Origin of the sequence: Pseudomonas sp. ICMP 8385 (genome assembly GCF_002699915.1) — a bacterium.
In the GTDB taxonomy this organism is placed as follows: domain Bacteria; phylum Pseudomonadota; class Gammaproteobacteria; order Pseudomonadales; family Pseudomonadaceae; genus Aquipseudomonas; species Aquipseudomonas gessardii.
The window spans coordinates 48,865-70,940 of sequence record NZ_LKBY01000096.1 but is presented as its reverse complement, the minus strand read 5'-3'; the positions used below and the strand labels follow the sequence as shown (position 1 = coordinate 70,940).

General features: G+C 63.3%; 19 protein-coding genes. 5 read left to right on the top strand and 14 right to left on the bottom strand.

Annotation, left to right across the window (positions count from 1 at the left end):
• Nucleotides 1-17: 17 nt before the first annotated feature.
• The 11 genes from AO268_RS13645 to AO268_RS13595 form a co-directional block, all read right to left on the bottom strand.
• The gene (locus AO268_RS13645; RefSeq protein ID WP_099168981.1) at nucleotides 18-1,019 is read right to left on the bottom strand and encodes an HAD family hydrolase; all 1,002 of its coding nucleotides are present in this window, start codon (nucleotides 1,017-1,019) and stop codon (nucleotides 18-20) included.
• Entirely contained in the window at nucleotides 1,016-2,071 is a 1,056-nt protein-coding gene (locus tag AO268_RS13640; protein WP_099168980.1) for a BatD family protein, read from the bottom strand. The genes AO268_RS13645 and AO268_RS13640 overlap by 4 nt, the downstream gene beginning before the upstream one ends.
• A complete protein-coding gene (locus tag AO268_RS13635) occupies nucleotides 2,064-3,575 on the bottom strand; it encodes a VWA domain-containing protein (RefSeq protein WP_099168979.1) in 1,512 nt (503 codons plus the stop codon). Before AO268_RS13635 ends, AO268_RS13640 begins: the two co-directional genes overlap by 8 nt.
• Nucleotides 3,556-4,557, bottom strand: coding sequence for a vWA domain-containing protein (locus AO268_RS13630; RefSeq protein WP_099168978.1), 1,002 nt, complete (start codon nucleotides 4,555-4,557; stop codon nucleotides 3,556-3,558). The genes AO268_RS13635 and AO268_RS13630 overlap by 20 nt, the downstream gene beginning before the upstream one ends.
• A complete protein-coding gene (locus tag AO268_RS13625; protein ID WP_076960830.1) occupies nucleotides 4,544-5,014 on the bottom strand; it encodes a DUF4381 domain-containing protein in 471 nt (156 codons plus the stop codon). Before AO268_RS13625 ends, AO268_RS13630 begins: the two co-directional genes overlap by 14 nt.
• The gene (locus AO268_RS13620; protein WP_099168977.1) at nucleotides 5,011-5,934 is read right to left on the bottom strand and encodes a DUF58 domain-containing protein; all 924 of its coding nucleotides are present in this window, start codon (nucleotides 5,932-5,934) and stop codon (nucleotides 5,011-5,013) included. Before AO268_RS13620 ends, AO268_RS13625 begins: the two co-directional genes overlap by 4 nt.
• Complete coding sequence (locus AO268_RS13615; protein WP_099168976.1) at nucleotides 5,931-6,905, bottom strand: AAA family ATPase; 975 nt, start codon at nucleotides 6,903-6,905, stop codon at nucleotides 5,931-5,933. The genes AO268_RS13620 and AO268_RS13615 overlap by 4 nt, the downstream gene beginning before the upstream one ends.
• 77 nt (nucleotides 6,906-6,982) lie before the next feature.
• Nucleotides 6,983-7,888, bottom strand: coding sequence for a transporter (locus AO268_RS13610; RefSeq protein ID WP_076960833.1), 906 nt, complete (start codon nucleotides 7,886-7,888; stop codon nucleotides 6,983-6,985).
• 45 nt (nucleotides 7,889-7,933) lie between these two features.
• Nucleotides 7,934-9,334, bottom strand: coding sequence for a DUF1254 domain-containing protein (locus tag AO268_RS13605; RefSeq protein WP_099168975.1), 1,401 nt, complete (start codon nucleotides 9,332-9,334; stop codon nucleotides 7,934-7,936).
• A gap of 95 nt (nucleotides 9,335-9,429) precedes the next feature.
• Nucleotides 9,430-10,221, bottom strand: a complete 792-nt coding sequence (locus AO268_RS13600; RefSeq protein ID WP_099168974.1) for a hypothetical protein — start codon at nucleotides 10,219-10,221, stop codon at nucleotides 9,430-9,432.
• A gap of 191 nt (nucleotides 10,222-10,412) precedes the next feature.
• Nucleotides 10,413-10,772 carry a response regulator gene (locus tag AO268_RS13595; RefSeq protein WP_099168973.1) on the bottom strand — a complete coding sequence of 120 codons (360 nt, stop codon included), beginning with the start codon at nucleotides 10,770-10,772 and terminating at the stop codon, nucleotides 10,413-10,415.
• A 224-nt stretch (nucleotides 10,773-10,996) separates the two neighbouring features.
• Between AO268_RS13595 and AO268_RS13590 the strand changes: the two genes are divergently transcribed.
• The 5 genes from AO268_RS13590 (at nucleotide 10,997) to AO268_RS13570 (ending at nucleotide 17,573) form a co-directional block, all read left to right on the top strand.
• A complete protein-coding gene (locus tag AO268_RS13590; protein ID WP_099168972.1) occupies nucleotides 10,997-14,497 on the top strand; it encodes a response regulator in 3,501 nt (1,166 codons plus the stop codon).
• A gap of 15 nt (nucleotides 14,498-14,512) precedes the next feature.
• Complete coding sequence (locus tag AO268_RS13585; RefSeq protein ID WP_099168971.1) at nucleotides 14,513-15,328, top strand: CheR family methyltransferase; 816 nt, start codon at nucleotides 14,513-14,515, stop codon at nucleotides 15,326-15,328.
• The gene (locus tag AO268_RS13580) at nucleotides 15,325-15,930 is read left to right on the top strand and encodes a chemotaxis protein CheB (RefSeq protein WP_099168970.1); all 606 of its coding nucleotides are present in this window, start codon (nucleotides 15,325-15,327) and stop codon (nucleotides 15,928-15,930) included. Before AO268_RS13585 ends, AO268_RS13580 begins: the two co-directional genes overlap by 4 nt.
• Nucleotides 15,924-17,117, top strand: coding sequence for a hybrid sensor histidine kinase/response regulator (locus tag AO268_RS13575; protein WP_099168969.1), 1,194 nt, complete (start codon nucleotides 15,924-15,926; stop codon nucleotides 17,115-17,117). Before AO268_RS13580 ends, AO268_RS13575 begins: the two co-directional genes overlap by 7 nt.
• Nucleotides 17,118-17,195: 78 nt before the next feature.
• Nucleotides 17,196-17,573, top strand: coding sequence for a response regulator (locus AO268_RS13570; RefSeq protein WP_076960841.1), 378 nt, complete (start codon nucleotides 17,196-17,198; stop codon nucleotides 17,571-17,573).
• Between the two features lie 84 nt (nucleotides 17,574-17,657).
• Here the strand turns inward: AO268_RS13570 and AO268_RS13565 are convergent, their stop codons facing one another.
• The 3 genes from AO268_RS13565 to AO268_RS13555 form a co-directional block, all read right to left on the bottom strand.
• Nucleotides 17,658-19,328, bottom strand: coding sequence for an ATP-binding protein (locus tag AO268_RS13565; RefSeq protein WP_076960842.1), 1,671 nt, complete (start codon nucleotides 19,326-19,328; stop codon nucleotides 17,658-17,660).
• Nucleotides 19,328-20,830: an ATPase domain-containing protein gene (locus AO268_RS13560; RefSeq protein WP_076960843.1), complete on the bottom strand. Its 1,503-nt coding sequence runs from the start codon at nucleotides 20,828-20,830 to the stop codon at nucleotides 19,328-19,330. Before AO268_RS13560 ends, AO268_RS13565 begins: the two co-directional genes overlap by 1 nt.
• Nucleotides 20,831-20,973: 143 nt before the next feature.
• Nucleotides 20,974-22,032 carry a tetratricopeptide repeat protein gene (locus tag AO268_RS13555; RefSeq protein ID WP_099168968.1) on the bottom strand — a complete coding sequence of 353 codons (1,059 nt, stop codon included), beginning with the start codon at nucleotides 22,030-22,032 and terminating at the stop codon, nucleotides 20,974-20,976.
• Between the last annotated feature and the right edge of the window lie 44 nt (nucleotides 22,033-22,076).

Sequence of the window (22,076 nt, the reverse complement as noted above, 5' to 3'; positions counted from 1 at the left end):
CATCGCGACGTCTTTGCTTACTGCACCTGCTTTTGCACAACCGGCTCGAACGGGTAGATACGCCGCCAATCGGCCGCCATATCAACCACGTTCCAACCCTTTGTCCTGGCTTCATCGAGGGCCTTGTCCAGGCGCCCGACCTGGGAGTGGCGGTCATAGGCCCACTCGCGGGTGGCATCGGTGTGGTGCACCAGGCCCATAAAACGTTTGCCTGCACCTGCCGCCGTCCATTGCAGCATCTGCAAGTCGCCGTCGGAGTTGCCGAACGCCAGGATTGGCCGCCGGCCAATCACCGCATCAATGCTTTCCGGCTTGCCCGGGCCGTCGTCGTTATGGGCCAGCTTGGCCGTGCGCAGGAGCTGCGGCGTGCCGTCGCTGATCTGGAACCGGGTGACGAAGGTGCTGCCGATCACCTGTTCCGGCGGCACGCCATAGACCACTTCGGCAAAGGCCCGCATAAATGCGGTATCGCCACCGGACACGATGTAGGTCTTGAATTGCTGGCTGCGCAGGTAGTCGAGCATTTCCAGCATCGGCTGGTAGATCATCTCGGTGTAGGGCTTGCCGGTTTTGGGATGGCGGGCCTGGGTCAGCCAGGCCTTGGCATTGGCGATAAAGGTCTCGGTGCTGATCCCGGTATGGGTCGCGCCGATGATTTTCAGCAGGCCGTCCATGCCGCTCTGGGCCAGGGCCTGGTGGTCGTTTTCCAGCACGGCCTGGAACGGCTGGGTGGTTTTCCATTGCGGGTGCTGGGGCGCCAGGCGTTTGATTTCATCGAAGGCGAACAGCACTTGGAAGTAGGCCGGTTGCTCGGTCCACAGGGTGCCGTCGTTGTCGAACACGGCGATGCGCTCGGCGGGTTTGACGTAGTCCGTTGAGCCTTCGGTGGTCACGGCCTGGACGAATTCCATGATGTGCTGTTTGCTCGGGCCTTCATGCCACGACGGCAATGGGTCGGCGGCCAATGCCGCAAAGCTCAGGCCCAGCAGCAGGGGCAGGGTGCGGCGCACAGAGGTCATGGGAAATCCTTTTCACGGCGAGGGTTGAGTGGTTGCAAGCGTAGTTGACGACAGACCCGGCGCACTGTGGCCCAGGCATGTCGCCACAGTGGCAGCAACCGTGGCCACCACTGGCGGCCCAGGTAGCCGGCCAATGCCAGCAGCACCAGCGTCGCGCTCCAGGCCAGGGCGTGCCGGGACAGTTGCCAGCGTGTGTGCTGGCCGAGGTCCTTGAGGTCCTGGGCGATGGAAAAGGTCGGGCGGTAGTCGCTGCTGGCCAGGGCCTCGACGCTAATGGCGGGCAGTTGCGCCACTTGCAGGCGCTGGTTGCGGCTGTCCCACCACTTCACGCGGATGGCCGGCAGTTGGTAATGGCCGCCCTGTTCGACCCGGTACACCCAGCGATCCACGCGCTGGCCGCCAGTGACCGTGCCGCGCCCGTCGTCCAGGTTGCCGATGGCGGGCGTCTGCGGGTAAGCGCGCAAGCCTGCAATCGCCACCTGCAGCGGCGCCGGCAATGACAGCGCCGGGGTGTTGTCGGCCTGCAAGGTGAGGGTGCGGGTCAGGCTGTCGCCCACTTTCAACGGTGTGGCCGACGTGCTGAGGCTCTGGCTCAGGCGCAGCCCTTCGGCCACCAGCAACGGTTCACCGGGGGCAAAACCGGGTGGCCGCGTGGCCTTGAACGCCAGTGGCGTGCTATGGGCGGTCAGGGGCGCGCTGGCCTGGCCGGGCTGCGCGCGGATGGCCAGGGACGGCACGCTGAAATCCTGCGCCACGCTGGGGGTGATGCGGTAGCGATAGCGCATGCCATAGAAGGTCTGGCCGTCGATCACCTGGGTCAGGTGCTCGGCCTCGCCCCCCGGCGCCTCGACCCGCGCCCCCGGCAGTTGCAGGGCGGGCAGGCTGACGGCGGCGGTGAACCAGGTGTCGGTCAGTACATCCACCTGCAACTGTGCCTGCTCGCCCACCCGCACCGCCGGGCCCGGTAGCAGTTGCACCAGCACCTTGAGTTGCGGCTCGCCGGCCCACAGCGGCGCGCAGAACAGCAGGCAGAGCAGGGCATGCTTATTCATGGGCACCCCCCTGGTCTTGCAGGCTGAATTTGCGCCGCAGGAAGTTGGCCGGCGAGGTGCTCAGGTTCTGCAACCACAGGGCGTCATTGCTGGCCTGTTCGGTCTGCACCGCCTTGGTTTGGCCCTTGCCGGGCGTCTTGTCGAACTGGATCGCATCGGGCTTGACCTCGGGCGCGTTGGCGGCGGCGCTTTCGGTGTCTTGTTTCAGGGCCATGGCCAAGGCCAGGTTGGCGCGGGCCTCGGGGAACTGTGGCTGGCGCTGCAAGGCTTGCTGGTAGGCGCTGATGGCCTGGTCGAACTTGAAGCGACGCACCTGGATATTGCCCAGGTAGAACGCCGCCTGCGCGCTGTCGAGTTGGGCGAAAGTGGCCAGGGCCAGGTCATAGTCGGCAGCGTTATAGGCGGCGATGCCCTTCCAGTACGGGTCGATAAACAGGCGGGCGGCGGCGGGGTAGTGGTGGTGCTCGAAGGCCCAGCGCCCTTGTTGATCGGTGCTGAGAAACGCATCGACCAACCCATTGGCCTTAACCTGCGCCGGTTGCAGGAACAGGCCCAGCATCACCACGGCGGCCCAGTTCAGGCTCCAGCCGCGGCGCACGCCCAACAGCGCCACCAGCAATAGTGGCCAGCACAGCCAGTAGCCAGCGTCTTGCCATTGCAGGGCGCGCTGTTGTTCATCGCTCGCCTGGAAGTGCTGTTGGGCATGCAATTGCACCCAGTCCAGATCGTCGTCATTGAGGGTCAGGCTGCCCAGCGGCGCGTCGGTGGCGCCAGCCAGTTGCTTGAGGGCGGGCGCGTCAAAACTACCGGGGTTGCTGCCTACCGCCAGTACCAGCACTTGCAGCGGGCTGTCGGCCAAGAGGGGCTTGAGCCGGGGCAGTTGGGTGAGGTCGGCGCCGTCGCTGAGCAGCAGTAGGGTGCCCGGCGACTTTTCCGCGTCCAGCAGGCGCCTGGCTTGCTCGATCACCCCGGCCACATCCTTGCCTGGCCGGGTGATCAGGTCACTGCCGAGGGCCTGGATAAAGCTGTCCAGCAATGCCGGGTCATCGGTGGGCGGCAACACCAGGTGCGCGCTGCCGGCGTACACGATCAGTGCGGTTCTTGCGCCTTTGCGCCGCGCAACCAGGTCATGCACCTTGTGCTTGGCCGCTTCCAGGCGGGTGGGCGGCACGTCGATGTTGTCCATGGACGGGGACAGGTCGAGGGCAATGATCAACGGCGCACGGTTTTCCAGGAAGTCCGGCCGATCCTGCTCCCAGGTCGGCCCGGCAGCGGCGAGGGCGCCGAGCACTAGCAACGCACTGGCCAGATGCACCGGGCGCAGGCGCTGGGGATCGCTGGGCGTGAGCAGCAGGTGCGGCAACAGGTGCGGGGCGATAGTGCCGCGCAGGCGGCGTTGCAGGTCGCGGTTGCGCCGCCAGAGCAGGGGCAGCAGCACGCCGACCAGCGCCAGCAACAGCCAGGCCGGGCGCAGGAAGTGCAAGTCATTGAGGTTGAACGCCATCGGGCACCTCCCGTTGGGGACGGTACGACCAGGCGGCGGCGATCAGGTGATACACGGCGAACAGGCCCAGGGCGGCAGTCAACGGCAGCCAGAACAGATCGCGCTTGGGCTGGTGGCTCAAGGTCTGCACTTGATGGGGCGTGAGCTGGTCGAGGGTGGTGTAGACCTGTTCCAGGGTGTCGCGGTTTTCTGCGCGCCAATAGCGTCCGCCGGTGGCCTGGGCAATCTGCTGCAAGGCGCCCAGGTTGACCTTGGCTTCGCCCGACGCACCGGGGTCGCCAATGCCGATGGTATGGATCACTACGCCTTTGGCCGCGGCCATGCTGGCGGCGTGGTCCGGGGTGATCGCACTGCTGGTGTCGTTGCCGTCGGTGAGCAGGATCAGCACTTTTTCCTGCTCGTGGGCCGCGTCCAGCAGCTTCAGGCTCAGGCCGATGGCATCGCCAATCGCGGTGTTGGGGCCGGCCATGCCGATGCCGCTGTCATCGAGCAGCAGCGCCAGGCTGGCATGGTCCAGGGTCAGCGGGGCCTGGGGATAGGCGCCGCTGCCGAACAGGATCAGGCCCAGGCGGTCATCCTTGCGCCGTTGGATAAACCCCTGCACCACCTGTTTGACCGCGGCCAGGCGGTCGGTCTTCTGGCCGTTGGCATCGGTGAAGTCCTGGGTCTGCATGGATTGGGAAATATCGATGGCCAGCATCAGGTCGCGCACCGGCTGTTGGCGTTCGATGGGTTTTTCCACCCACACCGGGCGGGCCACGGCCAGCACCAGAAGGGCCCAGACCAGCAGGTTGAGCAGCAGTTGCCGGTGATTGCTGCGGCTGTCGCTGCCTGCCGGGGCCTGGCCTACCGCCCGGCTCATACCGGCAAAAAACGGCACCCGCACCGCGCTGCGGGCCTCGCGGTAGGCGGGCAGGTAATGCCAGGCCAGCCAGGGCAAGGGCAGCAGGAGCAACCACCAGGGGTAATCAAGCTGCCACATGATGCCCCTCCACCCAGGTTCGGCAGTGGGCCAGCAGGCGGGTGCGCTGTTCGGCGGACAGCGCGTCGGCCGGGGCATAAGCCAGCTCGGCCAGTTGCCGGCTAAGGTCGGCCGGCACCGGCGCAGCGCCATGGCGTTGCAGGAAGGCTTGCCAGTCGGCGCCACTCAAGGTCGGCACGCGCTGCCGTTCCTCGGGGGTAAGGGGCATCGACAGCGCCACGCGCTTGAGCAATACCGGCAGCTCCCGTAGATCCTCCAGCGCCTCCAGGCGCGCCAGGGCCTCACGGCGATAGGCATTGCGCCGCCACGCCAGCCAGGCCCTGGCCGCCCACACCAGCAGGCCGAGGACCAGCAGCCCGAGCAGCAGCCACCAGCCCCAGGTCTGCGGCCAGTAGCTGACGGGCGCGGGCAAGCCCAGCTCTTGCAGCTGTTCGATGCTCGGCACCTGGGTGTTCAACGGCGCCTGCCCAGTTCGGCGCGCAATTGCTCGGCGGCGGGCAGGGCGCTGCTGAACATCAGCACGGGCACCTGGCTGCGCCGCAACAGGCTGGCGACATCCTTGAGGCGCCCACCGAGAAAGTCCCCCAGGGGTTGGCGCACCTGTTGTTTGTGCACGGCCAATTCCACTTGCAACTGGCCCTGGGTCACGCGCAGTTGCCCGCGTGTGGGCACGTTGAGGGCCAGCGGATCGTAGACCTGCAGGGCGAGCACATCGTTATGGGCCGACAGCTGGCGCAGCAGTTGCAGGGTGCGCGGCCCGGCGCCGGCAAAGTCGCTGACAAGGCAGATCAAATGGTCATGCCCGGCCAGGGCCAGGCACTGCTGCAAGACCTTGTCCAGTTGCCCGTCGCCTTCATGGTCGGGGTTGCGCGCGTTGAGCGCCTGGTTGTGTTGCACGATGCGGCTGCACAGGGTCTCGACCCGCTGGCGACTGCGCAACGGGGCTACAGCGTCGATGCGCTCATCGCTGAACACCACGCCGCCGACCCGGTCGCCGGCATTGAACACCATCCACGCGGCCAGCGCGGCCAGTTCGGCGGCGAGCGCCGATTTGAAGCTGCGTACCGAGCCAAAGAACATCGACATGCGCTGATCGACCACGATCAAGGCCGGGCGGTCGCGCTCTTCGGTAAAGGCGCGCACCACCGGCTTGCCGGTGCGCAGCGAGGCGCGCCAGTCAAGGTGGCGCAGGTCGTCGCCGGGCTGATAGCGCCGCAGCTCGTCGAAGTTCAGGCCGCGTCCGCGCAGGCGTGAGGCATGGTTGCCCGCCAGGAGGCTGCCCCGGGGTTGGCGCGCCACAAAGCTCAAGCCCCGTGCCTGGAACTGCAGGGCCATCAACTGCCCGAGGGCCACGTAGGCCAGGCCGTCGGCGTTCATGCCGGGATCGCTACTTTGGCCAGCAGGCGGTCGAGCACCTGATCGGCACTGACCCCATCGGCCACCGCGTCGTAGCTCAGTTGCAGGCGGTGGCGCAGTACCGGGTGCAGCACCGCTTGCACATTGGCCGGGGTCACGAAGGCCTGGCCCTGCAACCAGGCGTCGGCACGTGCGCAACGGTCCAGGCCGATGCCGCCACGGGGGCTGGCACCCAGGCTGATCCAGCGCGCCAGGTCCGGGTCGTAGTCGCCGGGATGGCGGGTGGCGTTGATCAGGTCGATCAGGTAGCGGTCGATGGCCGGCGCGACCTGCACGGCGCTGACTTCCCGGCGGGCGGCGAAGATCACTTCTTGGGCCAGGTTGAAGCCCTGAGTGACAGGGGCGTCGCCTGCCTGTTCTTCGGCCCGCAGCAAGCGCAGCACCTGGCTTTCATCGTCGGCGCTGGGGTAGTCGAGGAGGATTTTCATCACGAAGCGGTCCATCTGTGCTTCGGGCAGCGGGTAGGTGCCTTCCTGTTCGATGGGGTTCTGGGTGGCGACCACGATAAACAGCTCGGGCAGCGGGTGGCTGGCGCCGGCCACGGTGATTTGCCGCTCTTCCATGGCTTCGAGCAGGGCGGCCTGGACCTTGGCCGGGGCGCGGTTGATTTCATCGGCGAGGATCAGGTTGCCGAACAAGGGGCCGGGCTGGAAGCGGATCTGGTTCTGCCCGTTTACCTGGTGCAGCACCTCGGCGCCGGTAATGTCCGACGGCAGCAGGTCGGGGGTGAACTGAATCCGGCTCATCTTCGCGTCCAGGTGCCTGGCCAGGGCCTTGACCGTGCGGGTCTTGGCCAGCCCGGGCAGGCTTTCCAGCAGCAAGTGCCCGTTGGCCAGCAGGCCCAGGAGGATCTGCCGGATAACCGGGGCCTGGCCCAGCACGCTTTCGGCGATGCTCGCTTGCAGGGCGTTTAGATCGTTGAGTGCTGTCATCACAATCGTCCTTGAGGCAAAGGAGCACCTGGGGCGGCGACCACGCCATTGGCGATGACCGACACCTGAAAAAGCAACTACCAGACGTATTGCATACGCAAGGTCCAGGTGTTCACGTCGGGCGAACCGCGGCGTTCGGCGATGGTGTCGGAATAGGCCAGCAGCCCACCGAATTGCGGCGTGAGCATAAAGCCCAGGCTCGCCCCCAGCAGGCCGTTTTCCTGTTTGTTGTCCTGCCAGATGCCGTCGATCTTGCTTTCGCCGCCCCGGCTGTAGGTGGCATCCAGCGACGCCCAGAGGGCGCGGTTGATGGTGTAGCTGTAGTGACCCTCGATGGCATACAGCGGTTTTTGTTCCAGCTTGCTGTTGCCGTGGTACTCGTCGTTGTCGCCAAACAGCGAGACCCAGGTATTGATCTCCAGCCACGTGGGGCCGAACGGTGTGCCGAAGCCCAGTTCCGGCTTGACCACCCAGCGGTTGGCGCCGATGTTGATTACGCGGTCCTTGTCATAGTCGCCGGTGGGCACGGTGAGCCATACGGCGCCGGTCAGGAAGGTCTCGGGTTGCCAACTGGCGAACTCCTCGGCCGTGAGGGCCGGGCCGCCGAAGATGTTATGGGCGAACACCACCTGGGCATCGCCCATGCCGCCGTTGTGTTTGGTGCCATCGAAGAAGCGTGCGTTGTCGAAGGACGCCGACACATCGGCATAAGGCTGGATAAGCTGGAGAGCGCTGTTGCGCCCGTCGATGCCGAACGTGCGCGCGTAGCGCAACAGGTACACATCGGCGTTGAGCGACAGGCCATCGAGGGGCAGCGTAGTGTCGATGGGCGTGTTGGTATCCACCCGGTTGTAATACCCGAACAGCATATTCAGGTCGGTGGGGGTGTTCTGCCAATCCCTGGCATTGTCCGCAACACTGATCCCTGGCACCAGCGCCAGCGTGGCGGCGGCGAATGCACTCAGTTGACTGCGTGAAGCCATGGCTCTACTCCTTGTCTCGGCCTGATATCAGGGGAGACGGGTCGATTATTTTACCGGGGTCAGCGCCGGCAGTTTCCACTGGCCGTTACCCACCTCAGGCTTGGGCAGGTAAATGCGCAGTACGGCATAGAACGGGCCGGGTGGTGCCGGCAGCCAGTTGCTTTGTTCGGTTTTGGGCGGCTCGTGATGCTGGACCTTGAGCGTCAGGCCGCCATCGGCATCGAGCTTGAGCTGGGGCAGCATCCGCGAGTTGATCAGGTAGCGTTTCTTGTGGTTCTCCACCAACAGCTTGTTCTTGCCGTTGTACAGGGTCAGCGACCAGAACGCGTCGGCGGGTGGCAGTTGGCCCTTGGCAAAGTGCAAGGTGTAGCTGTGCTTGGCGCCGTTGGCCGGCTTGCCCTCGCTGTCGACGAAGTAGCCCATGTAGGCGGCCTCATCGGTGGAGTTGCCGAAAATCCCCATGTCGGCACCGGCGTAGCGGTACAGGTAGTTGTTTTGCAGGTGATCGCGGCTGCCGAACAGGTCGCCGCTGGCCACTTGATGGGTGTCGATCTTGTCTTTCTTGAACCTGGCAAACTCGGCCTTGCCGTCGGCGATCCCGTCTTCCAGGGCCTTGCGTTGTTCGGTGCTCAACTGGGCGACCTTGAACGGCGCGCCAGGGGCGATACCGATCTTGGCAAAGCGTGCCAGCAGCTCTTTTTCACTGGCCTGGGGGGCGGCGAAGGCCAGCATGAAGTTCAGGTAGCGGAACAACTGCGGGCTGTCGCTCATCTCGGCGACCGGCTTGGGCCACTCGATCTTCGGCACCTTGGCCGGCGCGGCCTGTTTGACGTAGCCGCTCAGGGGCTGGACCTTGTAGCCGGCCTGGATCTGCTTGACCTTGGCCAGGTCCTTGTCATCGAACAACTGGGTGCGATACAGGGCGTAGGCAATGTTGCTTTCGCTGTAGACCACGCGGTCCACATCCAGCGGTTGCTGACCCTTCCAGTCGGGCCCTGCGACCATGTAGTGCCCGCCGTTGTTGCCGGTGCTGCGGGTGCCCAGGTAGGCGAAGTTCTGGGTGTAGAGGTCGATCAACTGCACGGAGTAATAGCGGTTGTCCTCGATTTTCGGCAGGGTCAGCACCATTGGCTCGCGGCGCAGGTCCAGCCAGACAAAGGAGTAGGGCGTGTCCGAATTGGGCGTGACAAAGGCCGTGTCCTTGGGCGTGAACACCTTGGCGGTGTTGCCGATGTGGTTGAACGGCGCCTTGAAGTTGGCGCCGCCCTTGTCCACCGCCTGGGTGTAGAGGGTCTTGTACATTTCCACCACCGGGAAGCCATACAGGTAGGCTTCCTTGGCAATGGCCCGGGCTTCGCTGGGGGAGGCGGTAAAGTCCGCCCAGGCGCCGGTACTCAGCAGTATCGAGAGGCTCGCCAACAGCAGGCGTGTCGGTTTTGCAATCATGTGGGTGCGTCCTTCCTTTAAAGCGTTACCCCACTGGCCGCAGGGCCAGTTGGCTGAAGCCCGCAGTGTGAATCAGGGTCTGCATAACACCGTGGTTATTTTCCGAAAGTCACATTGATCCCGGCGAACAGGGTGAACTGCGGCAAACCATCGCCTTTGCGCGCGACTGTCCACTGGGGCTCGACATAGGCGTTGAGGATATTGCTGCCGGCTTTCCACGCCTTGCCCGCACCCAGGCCGATGGGGATGTAGTGGGTGTCGTTCTTCAGGTCGAAGGTCCAGGTGCCGGTGGAGCGCAGGTACCAGCCCTTGGGCAGGTTATGGATGATAAAGGGCTGCAGGGTCGCGCTTTCCACATGGGCGCGGTCGCGGTCGCCGGCGAACGAGCTCTGGTACTGCACCAGCGCGCCCAGCAGGCCACGGGGCGAGGCGTCGATGGCCACGGCCGCCAGGCCGGCCTGCCATTTGCCGGTGCCCAGTTCGTCGTGCTCGGCAGTGGGTGCGGTGAGTTGTGGGCCGATGCCCAACTGCACGCCCTCGGTCTTGAGCAGGAAGATATCGAACAGGTTCAGGTCGCCGATGCCGGTGCTGTAGCCGCGATGGGGATCGGGCCGGGTACTCAGGGGCAGGGTGGCGCGCAGCAACTGCGGCACGCCGATAAAGTCCGAGGGAGCAATGGGCAGCGCGCCGCGCAGCAGCAGGTCATTGGTATGGGCATGGGTGTCGTACAACCTGGGGGTGTAGTAATCCTGCAGGTTGACGCCCGGTGCCAGGTTGAGCGGGTTGTTACTCTTGTTGGCGGTCTCGGCGTTATCGGCCTCGGCAGAAAATGCGGGCAACAGTAAAGCGGCCAGCAGCAATGCCGGAGCTCGTGGTAGCGTGGACATGGCAACTCCCCAGTTCCTTGGTCACTGACCCGAGAGCGCTTGTTGAAGGCTGCCGGTGGTCCTTATTTGAAAAGCGTGTAGGACTTGTCGTTTGAACCTAGCAGTTAAATTCAGACTCGCTAGTCATTCGGATGAATTAATGACTTTATGTGGGGGGAATCACGGTTTTTGGATGGGTGCCGCAGGAGCGATCAGCTCCCCAGCATGGTCTTGACCTTATCGCGCAGTTGATCGATGGAGAACGGCTTGGCAATCATCTGCACACCCGCAGGCAGTTCGATGTTTTCGGCATAGCCACTGGCAAGCAGGATGGGCAAGGCCGGGCGCAATGTGCGGGTTTTTTCCGCCAGGTCCTTGCCATTCATGCCCGGCAAGCCCCAGTCGGTCATCATCAGGTCGATCCCACAGGCGCTGTCTTGCAAGAAGATCAGCGCCGCTTCGGCATGTTCAGCCTCAAGCACCTTGAACTCCAGTTCTTCGAGCACATCGACGATCAACATGCGCACGATAGCGTCGTCTTCGACTACAAGGATGGTGGAGGCAGCGGACATAGTGAGGGTTCCCAGATAGTGGAGGTACAGGTCTTGAACAATTGAAAGACCATCCTCTAGTGAGTCGCGTCGATCTCGGCAAGTTCCCCAAACGGGGGCGGGCATTGTGCCGAGAATCAGGGGCAATGTCCTGAGTGTGTCGTTGAAATACGTCAGAAACATAGCCTTCGGCGACGATTCTGGGGCAAACTTCCGGTTTTTCCGCACTTGGCCAAGGCTCGCCCATGACTCCCGTTGCGTCAGTCGATGAAAACAGTTTCCGCAAACTCCTGAGCCGCAACGTGGGCTTGCCACTGGGGGTGGGTGTGCTCAGCGCGGTGTTCTTCGTGTGCCTGATCACCTACCTGCTGTCGGTGATCCAGTGGGTGGAGCACACGGACCGGGTGATCAATAACCTCAATGAAACCTCGAAGCTGACGGTTGACCTGGAAACCGGCATGCGCGGTTTCCTGATCACGGGGGACGAGCATTTCCTCGACCCTTACGAAGTGGCCAAGCCGCGGATCATTTCCGACTTGCGCAGCCTGCGTGAGTTGGTGGCGGACAACCCCCAGCAAGTGGATCGGCTCAAGCGCCTGGAGTCGTTGCAGCTGGAGTGGAACACGTACGCCCAGTCGATGATTGATCTGCAGCGTAGCAACGGCGACTACCGCGGCGCGGTGAAGGCCGGGCGTGGCAAGCGCCTGACCGACGAGATCCGCAAGGAGTTCGACCAGGCGATTGCGATGGAGCAACAGTTTCGCCTCGAGCGCAATGAAGACGTGACCCGCACCACGGTCTTGAGCGTGACGCTTTACCTGCTTTTTGTGCTGGGCCTCAGTGGCTTCCTGGCCTATGCCGGCAGAAAGAATCTATTGGTCCTTTCCGACAGTTACAGCGCCAGCCTGGCCTCGCAAATGAAGATTGCCAAGCGCCTGGAACAGCAGGCCTGGCTGCGCAATGGCCAGACCGAACTGGCCGAACAGGTGCTTGGGCAACTGACCCTGAACCTGTTGGGGCGCAATATCCTGCAGTTCTGTGCCCAGTACATGGGGTCGGTGGTGGCTGCGCTGTATGTGCGCGAAGAGCACGGTGGCCTCAAGCGTGTGGCCGCGTACGGCTTCTCCCGGGAGCAGGAGGCGCAGGAGCAGGCGATCTACCGCGACGAGGGGATTGTCGGCCAGGCCGCCCAGCAGCAGCGCTTGATTCGCCTGGATGATGTACCCGTGGACTACTTCAAGGTCAGTTCCGGCCTGGGCACTGGCGCGCCCCGCAGCGTACTGGTCGTGCCCACCCGTGACGACGACCAGGTCAACGGGGTGATCGAGCTGGGCTTCTTGCGCGCCCTGGATGAGCGCGATGTGGAACTGCTGGAGCTGATCGCCGGCAATATCGGCACGTCCTTCGAAGCGGCGCGTTATCGCCAGCGCTTGCAGGAAGTCCTGGCCGAGACCCAGCAGCTTAATGAAGAACTACAAGTGCAACAGGAAGAGCTCAAGACCGCCAACGAGGAGCTGGAAGAACAGTCGCGCATCCTCAAGGAGTCCCAGGTGCACCTGGAGACCCAGCAGGCGGAGCTGGAGCAGACCAACGAGCAATTGGCCGAGCAGGCCCAGATCCTCGCCGACCAGCGCGACGCCATGGACCGCAAGAACGTCGAACTCAACCGCGTGCAGGTCGAGCTGGAGGACCGCGCCGATGAGTTGCAGCGCTCCAGCAAGTACAAGTCCGAATTCCTCGCCAACATGTCCCACGAGCTGCGCACGCCGCTCAACAGTTCGCTGATCCTGGCCAAGTTGCTGGCGGAGAACGCCGAGGAAAACCTCAGCGCCGAACAGGTCAAGTTTGCCGAGTCGATCTATTCGGCGGGCAACGATCTGCTCAACCTGATCAATGACATCCTGGATATCGCCAAGGTCGAGGCCGGCAAGCTCGATATGCGCCCCGAGAACACCAGCGTGGCGCGCCTGGCCGAGGGCTTGCGCGCCATGTTCGAGCCGTTGGCCAGCGACCGCAAGCTGGGCTTCCAGGTGGAGGTGCAGGCCGGCGCGCCGCTGATGCTGTTCACCGACCGCCAGCGCCTGGAGCAGATCCTCAAGAACCTGCTGTCCAACGCCGTCAAGTTCACCGAGAAGGGCCAGGTCAGCCTGACCATTTCCCGCCAGCCGGGGGAGGGCATTGCCTTTACCGTGCGCGACTCCGGGATCGGTATCGCGCCCGACCAGCAAGAAAGCATCTTCGAGGCCTTCCGCCAGGCCGATGGCACCACCAACCGCCGCTATGGCGGTACGGGCCTGGGCCTGTCGATTTCCCGCGACTTGGCCACGTTGTTGGGCGGCTACATCAGCGTCACCAGTGAGCCGGGCCAGGGCAGTCTCTTTACCCTGGTGCTGCCGGAGCAGTACGTGGAGCGTGATGAAGACGCGCCGGCGGTCGAGCATCCACGGGCCGTGGTGGCGGCCCCGGCCCCCGTGGCGCCGGTGAAGGTCTCGCCGTTGCCGGTGGCGGATGCCGCATTGATCCCGCGCTTTGCCGACGACCGCGAGCAGGCACCGTTCGCCACCCGTTGCATCCTGGTGGTGGAAGACGAGCCGAACTTTGCGCGTATCCTCTTCGACCTGGCCCATGAACTGGGTTACCACTGCCTGGTGGCCCATGGCGCGGACGAGGGCTACACCCTGGCCGAACAGTACCTGCCCGACGCGATCCTGCTGGACATGCGCCTGCCGGACCACTCCGGGCTTACCGTATTGCAGCGCCTCAAGGAGCACGCCGAGACCCGGCATATCCCGGTGCATGTGATTTCCGTCGAGGATCGCGTGGAAGCCGCCATGCACATGGGCGCCATCGGCTATGCGGTCAAGCCCACCACCCGCGAAGAGCTCAAGGACGTGTTTGCCCGCCTGGAGGCCAAGCTGACGCAGAAGGTCAAGCGCATCCTGCTGGTGGAAGACGACGACTTGCAGCGCGACAGCATTGCCCGCCTGATCGGCGACGATGATATCGAGATCACCGCCGTCGGTTTCGCCCAGGAAGCCTTGGACCTGCTGCGCAGCACGGTGTACGACTGCATGATCATCGACCTCAAGCTGCCGGACATGCTCGGCAATGAGCTGCTCAAGCGCATGGCCACCGAGGATATCTGCTCGTTCCCGCCGGTGATCGTCTACACCGGGCGCAACCTGACCCGGGATGAAGAGGCGGAACTGCGCAAGTATTCGCGCTCGATCATCATCAAGGGCGCTCGTTCACCTGAACGGTTGCTGGATGAAGTGACACTCTTTCTGCACAAAGTCGAATCCCAGCTGTCCCAGGAACGCCAGAAGATGCTCAAGACCGCCCGCAGCCGCGACAAGGTCTTCGAGGGGCGCAAGGTGCTGCTGGTGGACGACGATGTGCGCAACATCTTTGCCCTCACCAGTGCCCTGGAACACAAGGGGGCGATTGTGGTGATCGGCCGTAACGGCCGTGAGGCGATCGAGAGGCTCAATGAAGTCGAGGACATCGACCTGGTGCTGATGGACGTGATGATGCCGGAAATGGACGGCTACGAGGCGACCGCGTTGATCCGCCAGGACCCGCGCTGGCGCAAGTTGCCGATCATTGCGGTTACGGCCAAGGCCATGAAGGACGATCAGGAGCGCTGCCTGGCGGCGGGCTCCAACGATTACCTGGCCAAGCCCATTGACCTGGACCGGCTGTTCTCGCTGATCCGGGTGTGGTTGCCCAAGATGGAACGCATTTAAGTGGAAATACACTAAGTGGATCGAAGTACTGATATTGAACTGCGCTTGTTGATCGAGGCGATTTACCTCAAGTACAGCTATGACTTTCGCGACTATTCCGGGGCTTCGATCAAGCGCCGTGTGGCCCATGCCTTGCGCCAGTTCGACTGCAAGACCATTTCGGCCTTGCAGGAGCGGGTGCTGCACGATCCCACGGCGTTTATGCAGTTGTTGCAGTTCCTGACCATTCCGGTCAGCGAGATGTTTCGCGACCCGTCGCACTTTTTGGCGATTCGCCAGGAAGTGGTGCCGCTGCTCAAGACCTACCCGTCGATCAAGATCTGGATCGCCGGTTGCAGCACCGGGGAAGAGGTGTACTCCATGGCCATCCTGCTACGGGAGGAGGGCTTGCTGGAGCGCACGATCATCTACGCCACCGATATCAACCCCAACTCCCTGGAGAAGGCCAAGCAGGGGATCTTTTCCCTGGAGAACGTGCGTGCGTACACCCACAACTACCAGCAGGCCGGGGGGCAGCGTTCGTTTGCCGACTACTACACCGCAGCCTACGATTACGCGATCTTCGACAAGACCCTGCGCGAGAACGTCACGTTCGCCGATCACAGCCTGGCGACCGATAGTGTATTCTCAGAAACTCAATTAATTTCATGTCGTAATGTACTGATTTACTTCAATAAAAAATTGCAGGATCGCGCATTTGGACTGTTCCACGAGTCGCTGTGCCATCGCGGCTTCCTGGTGCTGGGCAGTAAGGAAACCCTGGATTTTTCCGCTTACAGCAAGCAGTTTGAACCCTTGGTCAAGCAAGAACGGATCTACCGCAAATCATGAATCAAGCCGCTGCCAGCCCGGCGTGTGTGTCGGGTGTCCAAGCCATTGTCGTTGGCGCATCCGCCGGTGGGGTCGAGGCGTTGCTGAGTATTTTCGGGGGCCTGGCGCCGGGCTTCCGTTTGCCGATCATCGTCGTGCTGCACCTGCCGGATGAGCGCCGCAGCCAGTTGGCCGAAGTGTTTGGCCGACGTGTGGCCATGACCGTGGTGGAAGCGCGGGACAAGGAAATGATCCAGCCTGGCACCCTGTATTTTGCCGGCCCTGGTTACCACCTGTCGGTGGAGCATGACCGCAGCCTGTCCCTGAGCCAGGAGGAGCGTGTGCATCACTCCCGTCCGGCCATTGATTATCTGTTCGAGTCGGCCGCCGACACCTATGGCCCGAACCTGCTGGCGATCCTGCTGACCGGCGCCAACCAGGACGGCGCACGCGGCCTGGCCCAGGTCAAGCTGCGCGGCGGCACCACCGTGGTCCAGGACCCGGCACAGGCCCAGGTGGCCGTGATGCCCAAGGCGGCCCTGGCGCTGCATACACCTGACCATATTCTCACTTTGAGCCACATTGGCGATTTGCTGGCTTCCCTGGAATCTTCCCCATGTTGAGTACTATCCAGGCCAAACTGCTGATCGTCGACGATCTGCCGGAAAACCTGCTGGCGCTTGAAGCGCTGATCAAGCGCGAGGACCGCCATGTATATAAGGCATTGAGCGCCGACGAAGCCTTGTCGCTGCTGCTGGAGCACGAATTCGCCATGGCGATTCTCGACGTGCAGATGCCGGGCATGAATGGCTTTGAACTGGCCGAGCTGATGCGCGGCACCGAAAAAACCAAGAATATTCCCATCGTGTTTGTCAGCGCGGCCGGCCGTGAGCTCAACTACGCCTTCAAGGGCTACGAGAGCGGCGCCGTGGACTTCCTGCACAAGCCGCTGGATATCCATGCGGTCAAGAGCAAGGTCAATGTGTTCGTCGACCTGTATCGCCAGAGCAAGGCCATGAAGCTGCAGGTCGAAGCCCTGGAACACAGTCGCCGCGAGCAGGAACTGTTGCTCAACCGCCTGCAGGCGACCCAGGCGGAACTGGAGCAGGCGGTGCGCATGCGCGATGACTTTATGTCGATCGTTGCCCACGAAGTGCGCACCCCCCTCAACGGCCTGATCCTGGAGACCCAGCTGCGCAAGATGCACCTGGCCCGGGACAACGCGGCAGCGTTCACCCTGGACAAGATGCACGCCATGGTCGACCGCGATGAGCGGCAGATCCAGAGCCTGATCCGCCTGATCGAAGACATGCTGGATGTGTCGCGGATCCGCACCGGCAAGCTGTCGATCCGCCCGGGGCAGTTCGACCTGGCGCAGTTGGTGCGCAACCTGCTGGAGAACTTTGCCCCGCAAGTGGCGGCGGCCGAGTCGTCGGTGCAACTGGATGCGCCACAGCCGGTGGAGGGCAAGTGGGACGAGTTCCGCATTGAACAGGTGGTGTCCAACCTGCTGACCAACGCCCTGCGCTATGGCGCCAAGAGCCCGGTGGCGGTGCGGGTATACGCCGAACATGGCGAGGCCAGGGTGGAAGTGCAGGATCGCGGGATCGGTATCAGCGAAGACAACCAGAAGCGGATTTTCCAGCAGTTCGAGCGCGTGTCCGCCAACCATGCCGTGGCAGGGCTGGGCCTGGGGCTGTTTATTTCCGAGCAGATCGTTGCGGCCCATGGCGGCACAATTGAAGTCCAGAGCCGGATAGGCGAGGGCGCATTGTTCCGCGTGTGCCTGCCCTTGGGGGCCGGGGCGTGAAACCAATCGTCACACTGACGCAACCTCTGCGTGACCCCATGGTCGTATCAGCAGCAATTGACCGGACAAAGGCTTCCCATGAGTGAAGATGCACAAGATGTTGTACTGATCGTCGAGGATGACGAGTCGATCATGTTCGTGCTGGGCGAATACCTGTCGGGCCTTGGGTATCGGGTTCTCAAGGCCATTGACGGCGAGCAGGCCTTTGAAATCCTTGCCTCCAAGCCGCACCTGGACCTGATGGTGACTGACTATCGCCTGCCTGGCGGGATTTCCGGGGTGCAGATCGCCGAGCCGGCGATCAAATTGCGCCCAGAGTTGAAGGTGATCTTTATCAGCGGTTATCCCCAGGAGATCCTCGACTGCAACAGCCCGATCACGCGCAATGCACCGATCCTGGCCAAGCCGTTTGATCTGGATACGCTGCAGGAGCATATCCAGCGGCTATTGGCCTGAGCTTTCAAGTTCGCGCCAGGATGCGCTGACGGTGCCGCGACGCGGGAGCATTTTTCGGGAAGTGCCCCGCACGTTTTATAGGCGTCAGGCCCCAATCATCTCCCGCACCTTCGCCGTCAACAGGTCGAAGGTAAACGGCTTGGTGATCAACTGCATTCCCGGATCCAGGAACCCGCCGCGCACGGCCGCATGCTCGGCATACCCGGTAATAAACAGCACTTTCAAGTCCGGGCGTATCTGCCGGCCGATTTCCGCCAATTGCCGCCCGTTCATCCCCGGCAACCCCACATCACTGATCAGTAGATCAATGCGCTGGCAGGACTCGATGATCGGCAAGGCGCTGCCGGCATCCGAAGCTTCGACAAAGGCATAGCCCAATTCACTCAGCACCTGGCTCACCAGCACCCGCACCGCCGGGTCGTCCTCGACGATCAGCACGGTCTCTCCGGCATTGGCAAAGGGCAACAGGGCCGGGTCCAGGGGCGCCTCGGCGGTGACTTCACCGACAAACCTTGGCAGGAACAGGCTCACCGTGGTGCCTTTGCCGACCTCGCTGTGGATGGTCACATGGCCATGGGACTGGCGGGCGAAGCCGTAGATCATCGACAAGCCCAGGCCGGTGCCCTGGCCGATGGGCTTGGTGGTGAAAAACGGGTCGAAGGCCCGGCTGATCACGGTGTCCGGCATGCCGCAGCCGGTGTCGCTGACGCTCAGCTCCACGTAGTCGCCCGGGGTCAGGGTGCCGTAGGCCGCGGTAAACACGTTGTCCAGGTGGCGGTTGCGGGTTTCGATCACCAGCCGCCCGCCGTCGGGCATGGCATCCCGGGCATTCAGGGCCAGGTTGAGCAGGGCGCTTTCCAGCTGATTGGGGTCGGCTTCGGCGGTCCACAGCGGCGCGCTCAGTTGCATCTCCAGCACGCTGCTTTCGTTGAGGCTGCGTTGCAGCAGTTCGCCCATGGACGCTACCAACTGGTTGATCTCCACCGGTTTGGAGTCCAGCGATTGGCGGCGGGAAAACGCCAGCAGGCGGTGGGTCAGGCCGGCAGCGCGGTTGGCCGAGGTCACGCCAAGGTCGATCAGGCTGTCGAGGTCATCCAGGCGGCCCCGGGCCAGGCGCCGGCGCAGCAGTTCCAGGCTGCCGATAATGCCCGTGAGCATGTTGTTGAAGTCATGGGCGATGCCGCCGGTCAATTGGCCGACGGCTTCCATTTTCTGCGACTGGCGCAAGGCTTCTTCGTTGCTGCGCAATTGCGCGGTGCGCTCTTCGACTTGCTGCTCAAGGGTTTCCAGGGTGCGTTGCAGGCGCAGTTCGCTTTGGCTCAGGTCAATCAGGCGGTCGCGGGCTTCGTACTGGCGTCGGCGCCCGCGCAGGGCGGTGGTCACCAGGCTGATCAGGGTCACCGGGTGGAACGGCCGCTCCAGCAAGGTGATGTTGCCCAGCCGGGCGCTCAGGTGTGAAGACGCGTTCTGTTCATTGCCACCATGGTGGGTCAGCAGCACGATGGGCAGGTCCGACCAGGCCGGCTGCTGGTGCAGATAGTCCAGCAGCGGCTCCAACCCGACCCCGTGCAACGCTTCGGCGGCGATGATCAAAAGGCCCGCGCCCTGTTCCAGTTCGTTGCAGAGCATTGACAGGTTGGGGGTGGCAATCCCGCTGAAACCTGCCTCGTTGAGCATCATCAAGGCCAGTGAGCTGTCCCGCCCCAGGGGCGCGAGAATGATCGCGCGCTCGGAGACGGCCGGCAGGCTACTCATCACAGGCTTTCATCCTTGAGCAGCGGGTTGCCGGCGCCCATGTAGGTGGGCACCCCGCGCAGCACGCCCTGGAAGGCTTCGAGGGGTTCGCCGATGGTCATGCCACGGCTGGCGATGCGGTATTCGCGAATGGTCGATTCATGGCTGCCGGTACGTTTCTTGATGATGGAAATGGCCCGCCGCACCTTGCCCAGGGCCTCGAAGTAGCGCAGCAGGATCACGGTGTCGGCCAGGTAGGTGATATCCACCGGCGCTTGCATGTCGCCCACCAGGCCGTGCTGGGCCACGGTCATGAAGGTCGCTGCGCCCCGGCGGTTGAGGTACAGCAACAGCTCGTGCATATGCAGCACCAGGGCGTTTTCTTCAGGCATGGCCGCCTGGTAACCGTTGATGCTGTCGATGACCACGGTCTTGATCTGGCGTTCATCGACGCAGCGCCGTACCCGGTGGGAAAACTCGCCGGGCGACAGCTCGGCGGCGTCTACCTGCTCGATCAACAGGTTGCCGGTGGCTTGCAGGGCGGCCAGGTCGATGCCCATGTTTTTCATGCGGTCGAACAGCAGGCCCAGTTCTTCATCGAAGATAAACAGCGCGGCTTTTTCGCCACGGGCCACTGCTGCGGCGGCGAAGATCATCGAGATCAACGACTTGCCGGTGCCTGCCGGGCCGAGGATCAGGGTGCTGGAACCGGTCTCGATACCGCCACCGAGCAGCGCATCCATCTCGCGAATGCCGCTGGTCAGGGTCTGGCGTTTGTAGCCGCCGCGATGCTCGGCCGCCACCAGGCGCGGGAACACATGCACGCCGTCCTCCATGATGGTGAAGTCGTGGAAGCCACCGCGATACTTCTGGCCACGGTACTTCACCACCCGGACCCGGCGCCGTTCCGCGCCGTAGTTGGGGGTCAGTTCTTCCAGGCGGATCACTCCGTGGGCCACGCTGTGCACGGTTTTATCCAGGGATTCGGTGGTCAGGTCGTCCAGCAGCAGCACGGTGGCGTCGTAGCGCACGAAGTAGTGCTTGATCGCCAGGATCTGCCTTCGATAGCGCAACGAGCTTTGCGCCAGCAGGCGGATCTCCGAGAGGCTGTCGATCACCACGCGGGTCGGCTTGACCCGTTCCACCACCTCGAAGATCTGCCGGGTCGCTTCGCCCAGTTCCAGGTCGGAGGAGTACAGCAGGCTTTGCTGGTGCTCGGCATTGAGCAGGCTTTCCGGCGGGGTCAGTTCAAAGATATGGATATGCTCATCCAGGTCCCAACCGTGGGACTTGGCGCCCTGGCGCAGTTCGCGCTCGGTTTCCGACAGGGTGATATACAGCGATCGTTCCCCGGCCTTGGACCCGGCCTGGAGAAAGTGCAGGGCCACGGTGGTCTTGCCGGTGCCGGGCTCGCCTTCGAGCAGGAACAGATGGCTACGCGAGAGGCCCCCGCAAAGAATGTCGTCAAGACCTTCGATACCGGTGGCCGCCTTTGCTGTGAACAGCTCTTTGGATGTAGACAAGAAGTGCCCTCGGGTCACGTATAAGTTGAGGGGCGCGCCGGGTAAAGGCGCGCCCTATTCACTTGACCGTTGGGCTGTGGGGCGGTTCAACGTTTTATGGCAATTGTGTAATCCAGCGCACAGTGTGCAAGGGCTGGCGCGGTTCACAGGCCCTGCTGCAGGGCGGGATCGTCCGGGTTTTGCTGTTCCAACTGGGCCAACAACACCTGGACGTTCTGCAACTGGCCGCTTTCCTTCCAATAGTTGATCAGCAGGACCCGCGCCTTGCGGTTGGCGGGATGGCGCTGGACGATTTCTTCCAACTGGCGCTGGGCGGCTTCCAGTTCTTCCTGGTCATGCAGGGTGGTGGCCAGGTCGTAGCGGTAATCCTGGTTGTCGGGTTCCAGCTCCACGGCCTTGGACAGGCCCAGCAGGGCGTATTCGCGCTCACCATGGTGCAGCAGCCACATGCCCAGGGCATGTTGCAGGTAGGCCGACTCGGGGTGGGCCTGCAACTGGGTGGCCAGCACCTGGCGCGAGTCATCGACCTTGCCCTGTTTGTCCAGCAGCTCGATGCGCGCTACCACGGCCGGGAGGTTTTCCGGGTCCAGGCGCAAGGCCTGTTCCAGGGCATGTTGCGCCTCGGGCAGCAGGGCGCTGTGGATGTACAGGCGGGCCAGCTGGATCCAGCCTTCGGGGCTTTCGGGCTGGGCCTTGAGGTACTTCGCATATTCATCCAGCACCAACTGCAAGGGGCCGAAGTACAGGCCCAGGGTGTCGGGCGACAGGCCCAGCAGGGCGTTGGCCGCGGCAAACCGTACACTTTGCTCGTCATCGTCGAGCAGGGGGCCCAGCAACAGGGTGCGCTGGCCGCTGGGCACCAGGCCAACAATGCTGGCAATGGCCGCCTGGCGCACCCGCGGCGATGGGTGGCTCAAGTCCTTGTCCGCCAGCTTCAAGGCCTGGGGGCTGGGGTAGTTGGGCAGCTCGCCATGCAGGGCGGCGCGGCGCACATCGGACAGGTCCGGCCGGCCCAGTTGCTGATACAGCACGCGCGCGGCGCCAGGTTCGCCGTTATGCGCCTGTTTCAGGGCCTTGGAGTAACCGTGGGCAATCGCCGGCGGCACGGACACGCTGGGGGTGCGGGAGAAATACCAAAAAATCAGTACAACCAATAACAGGGCGCTCAGGCCGATGATCGCGTAACGGCGTGACTTTGACATGCAGGCGTCCGAAAGCTGGGCAGCTAGTGCAAAGTGATCAGCTT